General features: G+C 36.1%; 10 protein-coding genes. All 10 read right to left on the minus strand.

The features are described 5' to 3' along the window. Positions 1–27: 27 nt before the first annotated feature. From VP395_RS05240 to VP395_RS05285, 10 genes are read right to left on the minus strand one after another with little or no spacing between them, the layout of a single operon-like run. A complete protein-coding gene (locus VP395_RS05240) occupies positions 28–2,775 on the minus strand; it encodes a glycoside hydrolase family 78 protein (protein WP_346240690.1) in 2,748 nt (915 codons plus the stop codon). Positions 2,776–2,785: 10 nt separating this feature from the next. Then, positions 2,786–4,345, minus strand: a complete 1,560-nt coding sequence (locus tag VP395_RS05245; RefSeq protein WP_346240691.1) for an MGH1-like glycoside hydrolase domain-containing protein — start codon at positions 4,343–4,345, stop codon at positions 2,786–2,788. A 20-nt stretch (positions 4,346–4,365) separates the two neighbouring features. Then, on the minus strand, positions 4,366–6,825 hold the full coding sequence (locus tag VP395_RS05250) for a glycoside hydrolase family 95 protein (protein WP_346240692.1): 2,460 nt from the start codon (positions 6,823–6,825) through the stop codon (positions 4,366–4,368). Continuing rightward, positions 6,809–8,248, minus strand: coding sequence for an alpha/beta hydrolase (locus VP395_RS05255; RefSeq protein ID WP_346240693.1), 1,440 nt, complete (start codon positions 8,246–8,248; stop codon positions 6,809–6,811). The genes VP395_RS05250 and VP395_RS05255 overlap by 17 nt, the downstream gene beginning before the upstream one ends. Then, positions 8,245–11,028 carry a glycoside hydrolase family 78 protein gene (locus VP395_RS05260; protein WP_346240694.1) on the minus strand — a complete coding sequence of 928 codons (2,784 nt, stop codon included), beginning with the start codon at positions 11,026–11,028 and terminating at the stop codon, positions 8,245–8,247. The genes VP395_RS05255 and VP395_RS05260 overlap by 4 nt, the downstream gene beginning before the upstream one ends. A gap of 1 nt (position 11,029) precedes the next feature. Further along, the gene (locus VP395_RS05265) at positions 11,030–12,859 is read right to left on the minus strand and encodes a six-hairpin glycosidase (RefSeq protein ID WP_346240695.1); all 1,830 of its coding nucleotides are present in this window, start codon (positions 12,857–12,859) and stop codon (positions 11,030–11,032) included. A 32-nt stretch (positions 12,860–12,891) separates the two neighbouring features. Continuing rightward, positions 12,892–13,812: a glycoside hydrolase family 43 protein gene (locus VP395_RS05270; RefSeq protein WP_346240696.1), complete on the minus strand. Its 921-nt coding sequence runs from the start codon at positions 13,810–13,812 to the stop codon at positions 12,892–12,894. Further along, complete coding sequence (locus tag VP395_RS05275; RefSeq protein ID WP_346240697.1) at positions 13,812–15,389, minus strand: glycoside hydrolase family 28 protein; 1,578 nt, start codon at positions 15,387–15,389, stop codon at positions 13,812–13,814. Before VP395_RS05275 ends, VP395_RS05270 begins: the two co-directional genes overlap by 1 nt. A 14-nt stretch (positions 15,390–15,403) precedes the next feature. Then, complete coding sequence (locus VP395_RS05280; protein WP_346240698.1) at positions 15,404–16,828, minus strand: glycoside hydrolase family 140 protein; 1,425 nt, start codon at positions 16,826–16,828, stop codon at positions 15,404–15,406. Positions 16,829–16,835: 7 nt separating this feature from the next. Next, positions 16,836–20,030 carry a DUF6298 domain-containing protein gene (locus VP395_RS05285; RefSeq protein ID WP_346240699.1) on the minus strand — a complete coding sequence of 1,065 codons (3,195 nt, stop codon included), beginning with the start codon at positions 20,028–20,030 and terminating at the stop codon, positions 16,836–16,838. Between the last annotated feature and the right edge of the window lie 7 nt (positions 20,031–20,037).

The raw sequence follows: 20,037 nt of genomic DNA on the forward strand, positions 1-20,037 counted from the left end.
TGATTTATTAGTTTTATTCTGAATTTTTTAGTTTATATTGATTGAATAAGTTCCTGATTTCAACTCTAAAACAAGTCTATCTTCTTCTGTTTTATAATTTTCAGAACTCTTATCTAATCGGTCTTTGTTGATTTTTACTTTTGAAGCATTGGCTGTTGGTAAATACACCAAAGCACTCGTATTTACTGGAATGGTAATATTCCAACTTAACTTGCTTTTATTTTGTTTCCAATGACTTTTTATAAGACCATGAATGGATTTATAAGACGCATTCACATAATTTAAACCCGCCTTAAAATCGGGTTTCATAATAATTTGTTTAAACCCAGGATAATCTGGATTACTCTTAATTCCTGCCATATTTTCATAATACCAAACCAATAAATCGCCCAAAAGCATCACATGGTTTTGGGAGTTCATCTCAGGGTCGGCGGTGTTGCCATTCCATAATTCCCAAATGGTAGTGGCTCCATTTTCAACCATATAACCCCAACTTGGATAGGTTTTATTTGATGCTAGCTTGTATGCTAAATCGCCCCTTCCATTTTCTGTTAAGGTTCTCATTAAAAATTGTATACCAACAACACCCGTACTTACATGTCCTTGTTTGGTAACTTCAACTTCATGCACCATGTTTTGAAACACTTTCTGCTTTAATTCTTCTGGCACCATACCAAAGGCTAAAGGCAACACATTGGCTGTAACCGTATTATTAGCATAACTAAATGTGGATGTGTTTAAATATTTTTTATTGAAAGCCATTTTTATCCGTTCTGATAAATCATCATAATGTGATATATCGTTTTCAGTCGCATTAATAATATGAGCAAACTTTTTCATAATTTGAAGCAGATGATAATAAAACGCACTAGACAGAACTTCGCCATCCGTTAATCGTGTTGGGTCTTGCGAACGGATAATTTCCAACGATTCTGGTGGCACACACCAATCTCCATATTTATCTTTATCCATCAAATCATTTTTCAGGTAATTTGCTTCCATATAGGCCATCCATTTTTTCATGTATGGATAATGATTTTTAATGACGTTTTCATCAGCAAACTGATTATATAACATATCGGCTACTTTAATATAAGCACCTTGCCAAGTCACCCCATCACCATAATAACGCCAAAATGCAGGAGCCACATCTGGAATCCCTCCATCTAAGGTTTGAGAGAATTTAATATCATCTAGCCACTTTGCATAAAGCGTTTGATTATCAAAAATGAAGCTTTCACCATAAGCTCCAGTAGTTCTGTCGCCTAACCATGGTTGACGCTCGTTTCGCTGCGGACAATCAATAGGCATGCCTTTGTAATTTCCTCGAATGCCCCAATAGGCATTTTTAAAAATTTGGTTCATGGTTGGGTTTGAGCATTCAAACGAGCCCGTGGTTTCCATATCATCATAAACTACTTTTCCAACAAAATCGGTTATTGCTGGTTTGTAATTATACCCTGAAACTTCAACAAAACGGAAACCATGATATATAAATTTTGGCTCCCAAATTTCTTCACCTTCGCCTTTTAAAATATATTCATCGGTTACTCTGGCATCACGTAAATTAGCGATGTAAAGTGAACCGTCTTCTTTTAAAGATTCGGCAAATTTCATAGTTACTTTATCGCCACTATTTCCTTTTACTTTTAGTTGTAACCAGCCTACCATATTCTGACCCATATCTAAAATATAGCTACCCGTTTTGGTGGCTGCTATGGAAATTGGTTTAACCTCACCCATCACCTTCATATTTGGTGTCATTTGTGCTTCTGGAAAACCACCTGGTTCTTCAACCCAAGTTAGATTTAACCAATTTTCATCATCAAAACCAACGTTATTCCAATTGGTTATTTCCTTACGTGCATCATAAACTTCCCCATCATATTCGTTATTACTTCGTATGGGACCATTTGGCGTAAACTTCCAAGTTTCATCTGTTTTTATAGTTTCACTGGTACCATCTTCGTATTCAATATCCAGCTGCAATGCCATTTTTGGAAACCCAAAACTTTTAATTTTATAAGGTTTATATTCTTGTCGCATAGCAAAAAAACGCCCGTTCCCTAAAATCGTTCCTAATACGTTTTCGCCTTGTTTTAATTGAGACGTCACATCAAACACGTTGTATTTTACATTTTTTGTATAATCGGTAGGAACAGGTGCTAGCACATAATTGCCTATTTTTTCACCATTAATATAAAGTTCATACAGGCCCATCCCCATAATATAGACTTTGGCTTTTTTTACGTTCTTATTTAAATCAATTTGCTTCCTGATATATCTGGCAGATAATTTTGAAAACTGGCTTACACTATCACCCGGAAATAACTGATTATAACCAATCCATCGGGTTGACTTCCAATCGGCATAAGTTAATATCCCCATGCTCCAATATGCAATTTCACTCCATTGGGTTTCTCCTCTGTTTGTCGAAATTTTCACTTTCCAATAAGCTTCATCTTTGCCATTTAATTTTTTCCCAGCATATATTACGTTTACAGAAGCATTACTTTCAACCTTACCTGAATCCCATAAATCGGCATTATTTGAAGCTAATTTTTCAGCTGAAGAAGCTACTAAAATTTGGTACGTTGTTTGCTCTACTTCAGATTTATCAGTAATAATTTGCCAACTCAATCTAGGCTGCAATACATCAATTCCTAAAGGATTTACCAACATTTCACATTGCAGATTACTTAGTTTAATTTCATTTTGAGCTACTGTAGAAAATGAAAAAAGAAGTATTACAAAATATTGAAGTATTTTTTTCATCGATTAATATTTATTTTGAAATGAGTCTTTCAATTTTTTCAGAAGCTGCAATTTCTTTACCATTTCTAAAAATTTTAAACCCTTTTCCTTTGTTATATTTTTTTCCTGTTTTGTCCCAAAGAATCGTAATAATATCGCCATGGTACAATACATTATCTAAACAAAACCAATCCCATTTATCTTGTGGAATTAATGGATTGACATCAATTTTATCATCGGCTCTTGGGCGTAAACCTATTAAACCTGTAATCATCAAATCGTTGAAGGTAGAATGATTGTAATAGCGACTGCGTTCTCTATCGCCCATTAACCAATAGCCTGTTGTTTCATCTAAATACTCGCCAATATATGGGCGTCCACGATAATATTGCGACTCAACATATAAGTTCATTTGTTTAAAATAATCATCATCAGAAACTACATCTTGATTATAATTATTCAACACGTTTGCCATAGCAGTTAATGTTTGCGACGTAGCAAATGGCCAAACAGCACCATCCCATTCGCAAGTTCCTGTGCCGTGACTTCTAAATCGAGGACTTCTACGTTCGGCAGTTGTTAATCCGAAAGGTGCCGAAAAACCTCCTTCATCTTTTACTTGCTCCCAAGCTTTTTCAAAACCTTTATTTTCTTCTGGAAGATTGAAATACCAAGGAATAAAACCTATGGCTTCACGCACATTTGATGATGTGTCTTTTTCAGTTAAGGTTTCAAAAAACAAATCATCTGTATTCCATAATCTAGTTTCTACTAAGTTTTTTAGCTTTGAAGCCTTATTACTAAAATTAGCCACTTGCTTTTTATCTCCTTTTATAGCTGCTATTTTAGTTAAGGCTTCGGCATTCCCGAACATATAACTGTTAATGGTTGGCCGTACATTTTGTACATGGCGTCCACCGCTTAGCGATTCTTCCATGCCGTCTTTTACATCAATTTGCCAAAATAAACCATCGTCTCTACCTCTATCTTTTTCCCATTGCGCGTATTCATCTACCAAATCGGGATACATATCCAAAAGGAATTGCTCGTCTTTGTTTACTAAATAGCGATTGTAAAGTGCATCGGCAGTCCAACTACTAAAAGTCATGAGTTTTTTCATGCGTTTTCCTTCATTTCCTCTATACCATAATTTCACGTTTTGCTCGATAAATTCCGGATTATGCGCCCATCTAAACTCATAAATATGGTGCCCTAATGCACAGGCTATTAAATTGTATTTATCAGCATACGAACGGTTTACCAAAAACTCGGTAATCGCATAACCTTGCGGTGTGTTGGTAATGTGTTTTCGTAAACTCCACCAACGGAAATAATAGATTTCCTCAAAATTTTGTTGCGGACATTCAAACAATGGGATGTTGCTTTTCATCCAAAACCAAGCACTATCATTAGGAATAGCTTTAGCAATATTCTCATCTTCCATCTTGTTGAAATAATCTGCATAATGTTTGAAGTTATCTACCTTTAAAACAGCTGCTGATTTTTGTGCGGACACATACGATTTACAACTGCTTAAAACAGCTGTAAATAGTACTAAAATTAACTTGATATGGTTTATTTTAAAATTCATTTTTAACGGGTTCTAAAAATTTATTTAGTGTAAAATGTATACGTTTTTCCTGCTTTCATATTGACGTCGTACTCGTAATATTTAAGAAGTTTAACCTGCTCTATTTTTGCATGTTCTGAAATGATGGGTTTCTTAACTTCCACATCATAAAACAACGGATTTGGATTTTTACCTTTTGCTTTCTTAAGACCTGCACCTTTTAATGGTGTTTCACTTCGCAATCGGCAATTACCATTTATGGTTGGTTGAATTTTCAATTCTGACACTTTATTGTTTTTCCAAACCATATCAATTTCATAACCACCTCTAGAAACAAGTCCTTTAATTTCACCATCTTTCCAAACACTTGGTAATGCTGGTAATAGATGAATGGCACCTTCATGACTTTGCATCAACATTTCGGCGATACCAGCAGTACAACCAAAATTTCCATCTATTTGAAACGGTTGATGTGCATCGAGCATATTTGGGTACGTTCCTCCACCCTTACGTTGGTCGGCAGTGACTAAATGCAACTGGTCTTTTAGTAATTTATAAGCATGATTACCATCTAACAAACGTGCCCATAAATTAACTTTCCAGCCCATAGACCAACCCGTAGATTCGTCACCTCTATACTTTAATGATGTTTTGGCTGCTTCAAAAAGCTCGGGTGTTTTAAAGGGTGAAATTTGATTGCTTGGAAACAATCCGTACAAATGCGATACGTGACGGTGATCGTCTTTTGGATCGTCCCAATCTATTAACCATTCTTGTAACTGTCCATGTTTACCTATTTGCATAGGTGCCATCTTTGATAACGTTTCTTTCAATTCATTTGAAAAAGCTTCATCTTCGGATACTATTTTTGTGGCTCTTATCACATTCGTAAACAAATCGAAAACCAATTGATTATCCATGGTCGTTCCTGCAGCTATGGTTGATTTTCCATCTTCGCCAGCATGGGTGTTTTCTGGAGAATTTGATGGCACAACCACTAGATACCCCGAATTTGGGTCTTTTACCATAAAATCCAAAAAGAAAGTCGCCGCACCTCTCATAATAGGATAAATCTCTTTTAAATAATTTTTATCGCCAGTATATAAATAGCGTTCCCATAAATCTTGACAAACCCAAGCGCCGCCGGTTGGCCACATGCCCGATGCTGCATTATCTATCGGACCAGTAATTCGCCAGATATCGGTATTGTGGTGTAGCACCCAACCATCGGCATCGTACATTATTTTAGCGGTTTCTTTTCCTGTTTCGGCAACCTCTTTTACCATTTGAATAAACGGTTCGTGCATTTCGGAAAGATTTGTTAATTCTGCTGGCCAATAGTTCATTTCGGCATTAATATTCATGGTGTACTTGCTTTCCCATGGTGGAAACAACATATCGTTCCAAATACCTTGTAGATTAGCGGGTTGCCCTCCCGGTTGTGAACAAGAAATCAATAAATACCTTCCAAACTGAAAATATAAAGACGCTAACTGTGGATCGAATTGACTATCAAATTTTTTAATACGCTCATCTGTGGTTTCTTTGGCTACTTCGGTAATTCCCAAATCTAATGACACACGATTGAAGAATTTTTGGTAATAATTTAAATGAGCTATTTTAATTTCATCAAACGTTTTTGTAAAGGCTTTATCTAAATATGATTTGCTTTTTGAAACTTCATCTTCAGTAAGTTCTTTATAGTTTTTGAAATTGGTAGCTATTGAAATGTAAAGTGTAACTTCATCAGCTTTATCGATACTGATGATGCCATTGCTAACTGAAATCGCACCTCCTTTGTTTTTCGCTTGCAATCTTCCTTGAAACTTAATGCGTCCTCTTTGGCCTTCCACAGTACTCGTTTCTCCTGAAAGCGATACCTGATTATCTTCCGTTTTGGTTAGCGTTTTATCAAACGGACTATTCATAAACACATTACAAGTAATAGCATTGGGCTTGTTTGCTGATAGTCTTACTATAATCACTTCATCCGAAAATGCGGTTAAAACTTCACGGGTAAATTCTATACCATTAACAGTATATTGCACTTTTGCAGTTGCATTTTCAATATCTAAATCGCGATAATAATTGGTGTAATTTTGATGTCCTGGAAATGACATGTACACACTTCCAAATGTTTGATATGGCATCCCATTATTGGTTTGCGAACGAATATCGGTTGTAGCCAACTCTTGGGCTTCAGCGTATTTACCATCAAAAATAAGTTGACGTACTGTAGGTAATGCCTTTAAAGCTTTATCATGTGCATTACTATTTGGTGAACCTGCCCAAATGGTTTCTTCATTTAATTGTAAACGCTCTACTGCGGGGTCGCCAAAAACCATCGCACCTAAACGGCCGTTGCCTAATGGTAAGGCTTCATTCCAGATTTCCGCGGGCTCGTCATACCAAAGTTTTAGTTCTTGAGCACACACATTTTGTATTCCAAAAAGGATTACTAAACAATAAAAAAACGTGGTACTTTTACTTTTTAACTTCATATACTTTATGGTTTTCTTCTCCAAATAGTTCATATAATTTATCAATATCTTTTAAAACATTGGTTGGTAAATTTTCTTCTTTATTACCAAAAACAAATAACTTTTCGTAAGGTTCGATAATGCAGGTTGATTCATCAATATTGCCCTTCTCATTTTTTACGTTATCTAAATTTAATCCTAAATACTTAGCCATAAAAGGATACATAGCCAGTCGTTTTGAAAGTCCATAATCATGTCCTTCTTCTGCAAAATGAGCATTTTCAACCAACTCTTTTTTTTCATAGAAACTATACGTTTTTTTAATGAAAGGAAATTCTAAATTGGGAACGTTACTTGTCCAATCTTTCCCGTCAGAAATAATAAGTTGCGGTTTTGGGGCAGCCATAGCTGCTACTTCGGCATTGTTGGTGCCATTACCACACACATGTATCCCTCGTCCACTTTCGCACGGACAACCACCAGCATGATTTGCCGATACCATAACCACAGGAACAGAAACCGTAATCCTATCATCCAAGGCTGCTAAAAACATGGTGTGCGAACCACCGCCCGAACCGCCTGTAACGCCTACACGAGAAGCATCGGCATATTTTAGGGTCGACACATAATCCAACAAACGCATGCCAGTTAATAACTGTATGGTAGAAGCGATGCTGTTTCTATGTGTTGTTGATGGAAACTGCAATTGCGATTCACCCCAAGCAAACAAATCGAAACTTACTACTATTGCTCCCATTTTAGCGAGCATAGCGCAACGTAATTGTTCGTCTTTTCGGTAACGACCATCACCAAAATGTCCGTTTGGCGTGATAATAATCGCTGATTTTTTATTTAATGGATAGGGTTTGTAGATTGAGCCTGTTGTATAAACACCTGGTAAAATTTCCAATCCAATATTTTCAACACTATACCCTTTATATTTTCGTTTTTTGGTTAAAATGGGTTTAGAATTAGGCTTCTTCGGTGCTTTATCAATTCCAAAAGCGGCAATCATACAGCTTTTCAGTTCTGCTTTTCTTGAATCCCAAGTTTCTTTATCACTGTAAAGACTCGACAAAAAAGTTAAACGGTCTTTACTTTTAGGAACAGATACTCTATGGTGTTGGAATTCTCTCACCTCATAAGTTCCATCTGCTTCTTTAAACGTTGTTAAATTAAAAGGCACTAAAACATTGGCTAAAGACACTTCTAAATTATCGGGTTCAATTTTCCAATCGGCATAATCTAAGTTTTTATCAAGGAGTAATTTTTCGTTATAATTTATGGTTACATTAAAAATAGATTCTATCTTTTTAATCGTCTCAATTACTGGAGTTCTAAAATTAGTATCGGAAGTTTGAGCGGGTATTTTCAACATGGAAAACACAACCAATAAACTAATTAGTTGTATTTGAATGTTCCCAATATGTCTGCTGTTTTTCATAATGAACATTCTATTTTATAAACCCCAGAACCTAGACTAACAAATGATTTTCCTTCAGCTTGATTGAAATTATTTTTTTTGAATTTTTTACCATTTACTAACATTTTACTGTTTTTAGAAACTGGTAATTTTACGGTTGCGGTTGTGTTTGCTGGAATTTCAATATTTAAAGTGAACGTTTCGTCTTCTTTTTTCCATTCTGAAACTATCATTCCATAAACCGACTTGTAACTCGCTTTTACAAAAGTCATATCGCCCACCATTTCCGGTTGAATGAAAAAATGCTTGAATCCCGGATATGCTTCATCAGGAACAATACCAGCTAAACTTCTGTAAAACCATTCCTCAATTTGTCCCATCATAAAATGGTTCCATGAGTTTCCTTTTCGTGGATCCCACTGTTCTGTTAATGTGGTTAACCCAAATTTAATTTGAAAACCGTAACCCGGTGTATCGTAATGGTTATTCATTTTATACATGGTTTCGTTTTCATTGTCTCTTGCCAAGGCTTGAAATAGGTAACGATTCCCCACATCGCCTGTTGTTAATCTATAACCTCTATTTTTTATATCAGCTATCAAATTAGCCATAGCGGCTTCTTTATATTGCGGTTCTACAATATCCATAAACACAGAAACCGCATTACTAAACTGACTTCCTGTACCGTATTGTTTGGTTTCTTTGTTGAAAAACTCCTTATTGTATGCCTCCTTAATATGATATGCTAAAGTTTCGTACTTTGAAATATCTTCTGTTTTATTTAAATGATTCGCCGCTTTTGCGAATAATTTAGCAGCATAATAATAATGACTAGTAGCAGAAAGGGCAATGGGACTATTTTTTGAATATCCAGCAGCATGTTCACCGTAATCGTACCAATCGCCCAATCCGTAATTAAGGATATAATCTTCAGATTTAGAAGTTAGGTAATCAACATAACGTTTCATAACTGGATAATATACTCTAATTAAAGAATCGTCTCCATAATATTCGTAATACATCCAAGGTAAAATAACACCTGTAACTCCCCATTCTGGAGAATCGGTAAAATCGCCACCAAACACGACATATTCTGGCGCGATGGTTGGAATCATGCCATTTTCGCGTTGCGCATCGGCAATATTTTGCATGATACTGGGAATGTACGTTTGTAAATTATAGTTAAAAATCAAACCTGGTCCATTAAGATGCGCTTCTTCTAACCAACCTAATTTTTCACGATGCGGGCAATCGGTCAGCACCGCTTGAAAATTACTTTTTATGGCGTTGTTAATCAGTTCGTGGGCTTTGTTGAAAATTTCGTTAGAACATTCAAAAGTTCCCGCTTCGCCAGCTGCATTATAAATAAAATTGGATTTGATATCTAGAAGTGTTGGTAAATCTTCATGGGTTGTTTGAAGATAATTTATGTTCTCAATTTGAATGTATTGATACCCATAATAACTGAATTTTGGCTGCCACTCTTCAATCCCTTCGCCTTTTAATGTGTATTGAAAATAATAGGGCTTCCCTGAACGACCTTGACTAATCGTGCCATCGTCTTGCAAACCTTCACCCACCCAAATTTGGACTATTTGCCCTTTCTTACCTTTTACTTTTATGGTTGGAAATCCCGATAGGTTTTGCCCCATATTAAATACATAGGTATTTGGCTTAATTTCATTAACTTCTTTTACAGCATACTTTTTTTGAATGGTTACTGGTGGTGCTGTTTGGGCTTTTAATGCACCTTTTGGAGCTTCTTGAACTACTACTTTTTTCCAACGAGTATTATTAAAATTCGATGTATTCCAACCCGACTGCTCTAAATTGGCATCGTAATCTTCACCGCCAAACATACCGTTATATGTAATGGGACTTTCGTGGTATTTCCAACTACCATCAGAACTCACAACATCTTCTGAACCATCATCATAAATAATTTTCATTTTAAAAAACAACGTTGGTGGACCAAAACTTATAAAAAATTTGGTGTAACGCTCCTGCAAGGTATTATACATCCCGTTGCCTAAAAGCACACCAATGGTGTTTTCTCCTTGCTGTAAATCTTCTGAAGTTAATTCATAGGTATTGAAATTAACCGATTTATCGTAATCGGTCCATAAAGGCGCAAATTCACTGTTGCCTATTTTCTTTCCATTTATGGATAATTCGTAATGTCCTAAACCAGACACATAAACAATTGCTTCTTTAATCTCCTTTGAAATTGAAAACGGTTTACGAAGCATAATACTTTGCCGAGATAAAGAATCAGAGGCATTGATAATGGAATCTTTTTTAGCTCTTTTGAACGTTGCTGTATGATAGTTTCTACCTTCGGGCAAATGGCTATTTACTTTTGTAATAGCACCAATCCATGTTGGATTTAATTCTGAAGCTAAAGGTGCTATTCTAAAAAATGCAGATTCACTAAAATTTGATTCTTGATTGTCTTGATTCCAAATTTTTACTTTCCAGAAATATTTGGTTTCGGCTTTTAAAACACTTCCTTTATAATTAACAAACTGACTTTGGTTTGATATTACTTTGCCACTATCCCAAATATCACCTTCATTTTTATCAATTTTTTCAACTGAAGAAGCCACTAGAATTTGATACGCTTTTTGGGAAACATTCGATTTTTCAGATGCCAATTGCCAACCCAATCTTGGTTGTTTATTAACTACAGCCAAAGGATTTTCAGCTAAATCACAAGTTAATTTCGCAACTGCTGTTTGTCCGTTGGAAATGAATCCAATGAATAAAAAAATGAAAAAGGATATGCTTTTTAAAAATTTCAAATTATTGCTTTTTAGTCACTAATGATTTAATATTAAATACCGCTTCTGGAATACTAACGCCTGTATATGGTACATCATCATAATCGGGTGTATCAACAGGTGTATCTGGATTTGGATAATAACGCTGTTCGCCTGTACGGAACATAATACGCGAAATGCCTTCTACGGGTTGAAAAAAGATGCCACGTGTTGGTTCGCTGTTATTAACAGAAACAGTGTAAGAACGTGACAACGCATCTAAAGATACATGGATTGTATATTCTTTTCCTGTCTCGTAAGTTGTGATGTTTCTTAAACGGTAGCCTGCTTTGTGCTTCAAATAACCATCGGTATCAAAAATAAATCGAATCGCTGGCATGCCTTGCCTATTTTGCAATTCAACTTGTAATAAACCGTGATTGTTTTGTTCTGGTTTTACGGTAAAAGAGGCTTCCATTTTTTCGGCAAACGGAATAACACGCTCCACACGTGGATAATCAAAAGGGTCTTGATCGCGTAAGGTTAGCCATTTTTCACTATCCTTTTTTTCGATTTTTGCGGAGCCCCAAGATAAATTGTATGTGTTCCAAAGATTTAATTCTTCGCCGTTTGAAAGCTTGCTAAAAACATCGTTTGCGTCTTTATCAACAGTACTTGTTACTGGAACTGGTACTGAAGCCACCCACATATCTTCCTTGTTCATACTATACGTTAACCATATTTTTCCATCTGGAGGCGTACCGTTTCCTTCTACAATACCACGCACATATTGTGGCCCGTGCGATTTATAGGCACCACCATAACGTAAACGGGAAATTTCACCATGAACCAATAATAAATCGGAATAATTTAAGCCGTCATCACTGGTTGAAATGGCTAAAGGCCAACGAAATTCCGATGGATTATAAACCGTTGCATAACGATTATCAGAAGTCTTTTGTCCCCAAATTTTCGCATTACTGTTCACAAAACCAGGTGCTCTAAGCGCATCATATTGCCATGTTTTACCATTATCGTCACTCATGGACGTTAAGGCATGTTTCCATAAGCCCACCACGCGACCGTCTGGAATGTGGTAGTAACTAAAAGCTTTGTATTCCTTTTTAAGTGGAATTAATGGGTCGTCTCTATCGGCTTCTTCAACCCATTGTTGCATCATTAAAGGCGTTGCCAATAATTCTTCACATGCTTTTTTAAAACCTTTATCTTTGCTTTTTGTATAAAACGGATACGCAGATTTTGAAGTGTCCCATGTTTTATTATATCGGATAAAATATATAGGACCTAAACTGCCATCTTTATAAATTTCCCGAATCACACGACCAATACCTTTACCGTCATTCGGGTCGTCATGTGGTTCCATAACAATACCATAATAAGCTAAGGTGAAAAATCGGTTATCAGACGATGTAAAGAACCCCATACGTTGGTGCATCACTGCTTTTAAATTTTTTGCAACCGCATTCACACCTTCCTTAACATAACCATCTGGAATATTGTACATAGGGAAGACAACTTCAGGAAAACTCCAGTTACCACCATCTTTTGAAGTTTGTAAAAACGATTGACTAGGAGGAATGTGTTCCCCTACAGGATCGCTTAAGTATTGAACAAAAAAAGTATTGTTCCAATAAGCAATATTGGGTGCGTGGTTATACGTCCACCCAAAACCATCCGATTTTTCAGGATGTTCTCTACTAGCACGCATTATTTGAGTGGCATGAACCCCAACAGCAGGACTTAATTGCCCGTGATGGTAATCGATGTTTGATAGTGTTTTACCAACATATTTAATCGTGTCTTGCTGTGCATCTGTAGAAATACAAACCGCTAAAACAAAAACGCATGTCACTAGATACTGTTTTACCTTTTTAAATTCCATCATTATTTTTCTTTACTTTTTTCTATTAAACCCTGTAAAACTTTTTTAGAAATGGTACTAATGGTGCCATGCTTATGTCCTTCAGGAAGTTTTATTTCAGCAGTTGCATCTTCAAAAGTTTTAAAATCTGAAGTTCGGACTGCTTTATAGTTCATATCGCCGTAATTATCATAGTAAATCAGCCATTTACCATTTACTTTTAATACGGTTGGCCCTTCCGATTTAAATGCTGTATAAGGTTCTGAAATATTTTCAAAAGGTCCTAGAGGTGATGTTCCAAAGCCAACTTTAAGATTTCGCATCGGTCTTGTATTGTCTTTTATCACTAATACATAATCGCTTTTTCCTCGCTTTACAATCACACAATCAATCACACTAAAATCTGGGTCTAAAAACAATTTCGTGTCTGAAAACGTTTTAAAATCTTTCGTTGTTACATAATACATACGGTGGTTATTTTCTTCTTCTTCAATCCCTTTTTCAAAGCGAAATGGAATGGTTGATGCCCAAATAATAATATATTGGTCTGCTTCATCATCATAAAAAATTTCGGGTGCCCATACATTAACCACACTTGGTTCGTGTTTCATTACTGGAATGTATTGTTGTTCACTCCAGTTTATTAAATCTTTAGAACTTGAATAACCAAAACCGTTACCACCTTTCCAATCGGTAGTCCAAACCATGTGATACGTATCATCTTTTCCTTTTACAATGGAAGGGTCGCGCATAATTTTACTAGCACCAGCTTTAGGTTTTAGATAAGGGCCCTTTAAATCTTCCCAGTGGTATCCATCATTACTATAAGCCAAATACAAACCTTCGGTAGCGGGCTCTCTAAAAGACGTAAAAATATAAGCCTCATTTTTTGAAGCACAATTAAATAAACTGACTAAAAGAATTAATACCAGTACGTTTTTCATTATTCTACGTTGATTGGGTGTTTCAAGTCGCTTCCTTTTTTCAATACTGTTTCCACGTTTTCAAAAACATTGTTTTTTAAGAAAACAGCTTTAGTTTCAGCACCATTTGCTTCTAAAAAAACATTCATTTTATACATAGGAAAATTATTATTTATCATAGCATTTGATACGTTATCTAACTTTATAATAGGTGTATCTTTTAAAGGTGTTTGGGTTGAAACATTATCTAAAATAATATTTTTTACGTTTTCAATTTTGAATGAAGCACCTATAGTAGTGTTTACTTTTACATCATGAAACTCCACATCTGTAGCCGTTTGAACTGAAAAACCTTCTTTGGCATCCATATTAATATTTGAAAATGATAAATTAGAAACTGGCATTTCCGGAATACCTATAACACGTCCCGCCGTATTAATATTAGTTCCAGTAACATTGCTAATATGGATGTTTCTAAAAATAGGCGTACGCTCTGTAACAGGTTCTTCCACCGTATTTTTGTCGTAAAACAGATTTAGCATAAAGGCTTCCTGTTTGATGTTATTCATCACAATATTAGAAACACGAATTTCTTCAACCACGCCACCTCTACCACGAGCCGCTTTTAATCGGATACCTCTATCGGTGCCATCAAATACACAGTTAGCAATGGTAATTTTCTTTATACCACCAGACATTTCACTACCAATCACAACACCTCCATGACCATTTAACATGGTACAATTGGTTATCGTTACATTTTCAGTAGGTGTTGCCCATTTTCTTCCATCGGCATCACGACCCGATTTGATGGTAATACAATCATCGCCCACACTAATATGACAGTTTGAAATATGCACGTTTTTACATGAGGTTGGATTGATCCCATCGGTGTTTGGTGAATACGGATTGAAAATAGTAACACCGTCAATGGTTACATTATCACAAAAGGCAGGATTAATGGTCCAAAACGGTGAATTTTGAATAGTAACACCTTCAATTCTCACATTTTTACAGTTGAACGCTTGGAATAACGGCGGACGATGAAACAAATAACTTCTGGTTCTTTCATAATAAGGTGAAGTTATTACATCGGCATTGGCTTCTTGCGTCATTTTTTGGTACTTGGTAAGTTCCAGTTTCTCTTTAGCAGATTCTATACGCCAAATTTCTTTCCACCACGCTTCACCTTGTCCATCAATAGTTCCCCGACCTGTTATAGTCACATTTTCTACATCTCTAGCATGAATTAAGGGAGAAAAACTGTTCATTACCGTACCCTCCCAACGCAGTTGAACGAAAGGCAAATAATGATCGAAGTTGGTTGAAAATCTTAAAATAGCTCCAGATTCGATATGAATGGTAATGTTATTTTTCAATTTAATAGCACCTGTGAGATATTCACCAGCAGGAAAATAAATAGTGCCACCGCCATTTTTCTCTGCCTTATCAATCGCTTTTTGAATGGCTTGTGTACATAGAATGCCTTTATTATTTCCGCCTTCATTTAAAATATTCAACCAACCATTTGTTGCTGAACTTATAGAGACAAATGATGTTAAAACACTTAAAAAAACTAACAAACAAGTCTTTTTCATAATATCCTTTTAATTTATTTTGAAGTTATAATCAATACCCAATCGTTGCCGTCTTCTGGCTCTCCATGAGGGTCAAAACCTTGAACCCCTTCATTTTTTATAGTTCCTATTGCTAAAGTCTCTCCATTCCTTGGATTGTACCAAGTCGCTTTTACCTCACTACCTTCTAGCTTACCCATATTCACAGAAATAGTTCTTCCGTTATAAGTATAAAGTAGTGCATAATCTTCACCCCGTGTTGCAGCAATATAATCGTATTTTTTACCTTGATTCGCTACTAAACTTTCATCTGGAATACGATTGAAATACGGAAATTTCAATATTAAATCTTTCACATAAACCATTTGTTTTGCCCCTGGGTCGTTTAATGCTTCTAACCAATATTTTTTACTACCGTAAGCTTCTGGTTTTGTATGGTTTTCGTGCATTTGCATCACGTGATTATTCCCATACGTAAAGCCTGCTCCACCTGCAAAAACAGACCAATAGGCATAACGGCGTAAATCGTTATCATTCCATAAGGGCTGCAAGGTGTCATGTAATCCTTGTGGAATGCCTTCATAAGAAGGTTCGCCATCTAAGGTTGGCTTTGTTGGTTTTAAGTTGAAATCTGTTTGAATGAATCTATAATTATCTTGAGCAAACATTCTGCCTTCGGTTTCTTGGTCGTATCTTCTATGTCCTGATTGAAACATGTTGAAATCCAACCAGTTTTCATTATGATAATTATCGGAAGAATCGGTGCGACCAAATGGATGAAATGTGATTAACCAATCTGGATTTTTGGAATGCAAAATTTCGCCTATGGCATTCCATATCTCCTTATTTTGTTCACCTGGAGTATCTCCTCCGTTCAGCCATATGATATTCTTTCTATTTTTAAATCTATCGCCTAAAAAGGTTGCATAGGCTTTTGACTGTTCCAAATTTACTTTTCCGGCCTTAACAGAAGTCCCCCAAATAGGCACCATACCCAAATACAAATTATTTTCTTCGGCAACGTCTAAAGCATAATCTACATGATCCCAAAAATCATACTCATTAGAGTTTTCAAAATTATTTCCTTCTGTAATTAATGGTTTTGATACATCTTTATTTACAAGAGCAGAATCACCATAAACGCTTGCCATTTCTTCCGAATGCAATGTCATGATTTGGATAACATTGTAACCTTTTTCCTTTCTATCAGCAAAGTATGTTTTAATCTCGTCTCTGTTTAACTTTTTGAAAGTCAACCAGCCTGTATCGCCTAACCAAAAAAAAGGTTTTCCATCTTCGGTTTGAAAATAATGCCCGTTTTTAGAAACTTGCAGTTTTTGCATACCCCCTACTTTTGGCTGAACTTCTACCTCTTCTTTTTTAGTTTCTTTACACGAAATGAGTATGGCAACTACTGCTACTATACTGAAAATTTTAAAATGATTTAGTTGGTTTTTCATTGCTTTTTTACTTCTTTTTTATATAAACTACTACGTTTTCTTTTATTGATTTGGGCACACTAATACTGTGTTTCTGTTTTCCTTGAATACTATTTTGGACTATGATGGTTCCTGTTTCGGCACCTATCCAAAACACTTCAAATTGTCCTTTAAAGAAAGATAAATCTACTTCTACAGTTTTTGTGTTTTTTAAATAAAACAGATATGATTCCCCTTCATCTTGTAATGACCACGACTTACTATTATAATTCTCATCGGAATTAGCTTTCATTTTTGATAAAGACTCATAAAAACCATCTACATTTATACTTGGAACATTAGGCAACGAACCTCCTGCCATTAATACTGCCCACCCAAATCGGGGTGATGCATTTGTAGAATACAGCATTACCTTCTCTGGATATGCCTCACGATACTCGCGAACCGCTCTGTAAACCTGCGCTTCGGTTTCTTTGCCCACCTTCATATTACGAGCATGTTGGCGTGGTGCTAAATTTTTACCCCCTTCAGGCGCATAAGCTGTTCCATCTTCTCTGTAATGCCAATAACGAATATCAATTAAATCGACTGTCTTAGCTCGTTCGGTATCTTTTAAAATAGCATCTTGTACATCTTTGGTAGCGCTCAATCCAATGATGCCATTTTTACCGGTTTCATCTTTCCATTTTTGACCTTCATCTAACCAAAATTCCATAAAGTGAAGTGGCCCCGTATATTCAGCACTTGTTAATTGAATGACATTACTATTCCCTTGAAAATTTTCTAATGATTTTCTAATGAATTGCTGATGCAGTTTTTTTCTTGTTTCATTTGAAATATCGTAAAACTGTTCTGCCATAAAAATACGCTTATCACCAGCATAAGGTGGTGGCTCTGGAAACTCCGTCCCATTTACATTATTTGCCGAACGCCAAGGCGAACTCGACCAATGTGCTCCAGCTTCAATAATGTTATGTTGAAAATATTGCTGGTTAATCAACAATTGACCATTAGGTTCTGCCAAATCTGCAAAACGCGCCAAGCGATACCAATACCAATCGTTGTATTTTGTTAAATCGTATGTGCTTAAATGGTCCCAAGCCAATCCTTTACCTGTTCTGGCAAAAGGCTGCTCGTAAAATGGTGGCCATACATCAGCATCAATTCTACGGGTTCGTTCATGGTCGTCCATTCTGCGGTCATACCAAAGTCCATAATTATGCTCTAAAGCAACAACATTATCCTTATTAAAAGCAGTAACAACTTCAGTTAAATTATCCGTAAACCCCTTACCAATTCTCCCGGGAACAAACCTTGTTATATGTGCCGAGGCGTTTTCAACGTCATGGTCTCTCAGGCTACCGCGCCACCACATCACATTGCGTTGCTGTCCTACTAAAAGTTTTCCGTTAAAGGTTAATTTTCCATTGTTTATTTCAACCCTTGACGTGTTTTTATTCTCGCCACTTCGACTCCGCTCAGCACTAGTTTCGCAGAATGTATTCAGTTTTAAATCTTCAACCGATTTTAATTTTGAAGTGTTAACAGGAATCATATTTTGTTTTGATACTTGTTGAATCCATTCTGGCAAACTAATGATAGGATTTAACGCTCCTTTGGTTAATTCTTGTGCTTGTTCAACTGAAGGACTTGACGTTGGCTCTGAACCTGTATCGAACACATAAGGGTTCATAGGAAGCTTTTCTAATCTGTTTTCTAACTGTGCATAAAATAAGCTTCTTGGGGTAATATGATTGTTTACATCTTTCCATTGCCCATTTCCTACCATAATACCACCCCAAACGCCGAATGCCCAGTTTTGAGCTGTTGGCGGACTGTAACAATCTATTTTTGATGCCGAAGTTTCCCAAATAACACTATTAGCAGCTGTCCAGCCTGCACCTCTACCCGCTTGCTCACGGTTATTATAACTTAATGCTTCACCATCTATATAAGTCACGTCGAACAACACCCCCGTTGCCCAACTACCAATAGCACCACTATTGCTATAAGGCATAAACGATTCGCACTGTACAAAAGCATTTGGTCCAGTGGTACCAAAACCACCGACTGCAAAATCGTGATAGCCATTTTCTGAATAGCAACGCTGAAACAAAGTTTGTTGTCCTTCAGTATAAAACGTATGGCGCCTAAACGCTGCAATTTCTGAAATGGGCTCAGAAGCCATACAATCTTCAACTGTAATTTGTTGCGCTGATTTTAAAACTGAAACAGCTCCACCTGCAAAATGCTTAAAGTTTACTTGACGTACCCATGCATTCCTTACATTTTCCATGCTTATTCCCAACCAACGATGTAATTCATCTTTTAAATTAGATGCATCAAAAGTAGATTGCATTACCAGGTTTTCAATACCAATATTTTCTATTCTACCTTGCCATATATAAGTGATGACACTTGTAGTGCCATAATTATCATCTAGAGCCATGGTTAGTGGGGCATTAATTGTTACTTCGTTTCCGTTTATATTGGTGATAACACGATTCCAAGTAATATCCCAGTCTCTGGTTTTCCAACCAATCCAACCTGTTTCTCCTCCAAATTCTTCCATATCCAATGCCTTAATCCATTTATCGGTTAAAGGTTTTTGAATAATTATTTCATCTGAGACTTTTAATTTGGATGTATTCTTTAACTGAATTTTAGTGGTTCCAAGTGGTGTGAAAGGTGTTTTAAAATCTAAAGTATCTTTATGTTTTTTATTATCAACTCCTAAAACCCTGATAATAGCTTCACGTTCAATACCTGTTCCTAAAAGGATAGTTTCGTTTTCAGCGTTTCCGCTTCCTCTTAAAACGACGCCAGAGCTTTTAATGTATAAGCTACCGCTTATTTTAAAAGTGCCTTTATCCAAAAGCACTGCACCTCTAATACCAGCCGAATTGGGTTTTAAATTACCCACATAATCGATAGCAGCCTGTATTTTTTGAGTCGCATCTTTCGTTTGATTGGGTACAAAAATTTTAGCATCAACATAAGGAATGGCTTTTTCAGACGCCATATATCCTGCATATGAAAAATCTGGAATTTGGTTTCCTAAACTATCGGCAACATGCGCAACACCTCCTTTTTTATTCTTAACAATATCTGGAAATTTGCTTTGGGAAAATCCAATATTCACAATAAAGAACAAGGCTACACTTGATAAAATCAATTTGTCTTTTTGATGAAACACGATGTTTTTGATGGAGATAAAATTCATCTTCAAA

It is taken from the genome of Mariniflexile soesokkakense (genome assembly GCF_039650365.1).
Taxonomy (GTDB): domain Bacteria; phylum Bacteroidota; class Bacteroidia; order Flavobacteriales; family Flavobacteriaceae; genus Mariniflexile; species Mariniflexile soesokkakense.

Excerpts from the sequence above, each read along its gene's own strand:
- VP395_RS05240 (WP_346240690.1), bottom strand. The coding sequence starts at position 2,775 with ATGAAAAAAATACTTCAATATTTTGTAATACTTCTTTTTTCATTTTCT.
- VP395_RS05250 (WP_346240692.1), bottom strand. The coding sequence starts at position 6,825 with ATGAAGTTAAAAAGTAAAAGTACCACGTTTTTTTATTGTTTAGTAATC.
- VP395_RS05255 (WP_346240693.1), bottom strand. The coding sequence starts at position 8,248 with ATGAAAAACAGCAGACATATTGGGAACATTCAAATACAACTAATTAGT.
- VP395_RS05270 (WP_346240696.1), bottom strand. The coding sequence starts at position 13,812 with ATGAAAAACGTACTGGTATTAATTCTTTTAGTCAGTTTATTTAATTGT.
- VP395_RS05285 (WP_346240699.1), bottom strand. The coding sequence starts at position 20,030 with ATGAATTTTATCTCCATCAAAAACATCGTGTTTCATCAAAAAGACAAA.
- VP395_RS05245 (WP_346240691.1), bottom strand. The coding sequence starts at position 4,345 with ATGAATTTTAAAATAAACCATATCAAGTTAATTTTAGTACTATTTACA.
- VP395_RS05280 (WP_346240698.1), bottom strand. The coding sequence starts at position 16,828 with ATGAAAAACCAACTAAATCATTTTAAAATTTTCAGTATAGTAGCAGTA.
- VP395_RS05275 (WP_346240697.1), bottom strand. The coding sequence starts at position 15,389 with ATGAAAAAGACTTGTTTGTTAGTTTTTTTAAGTGTTTTAACATCATTT.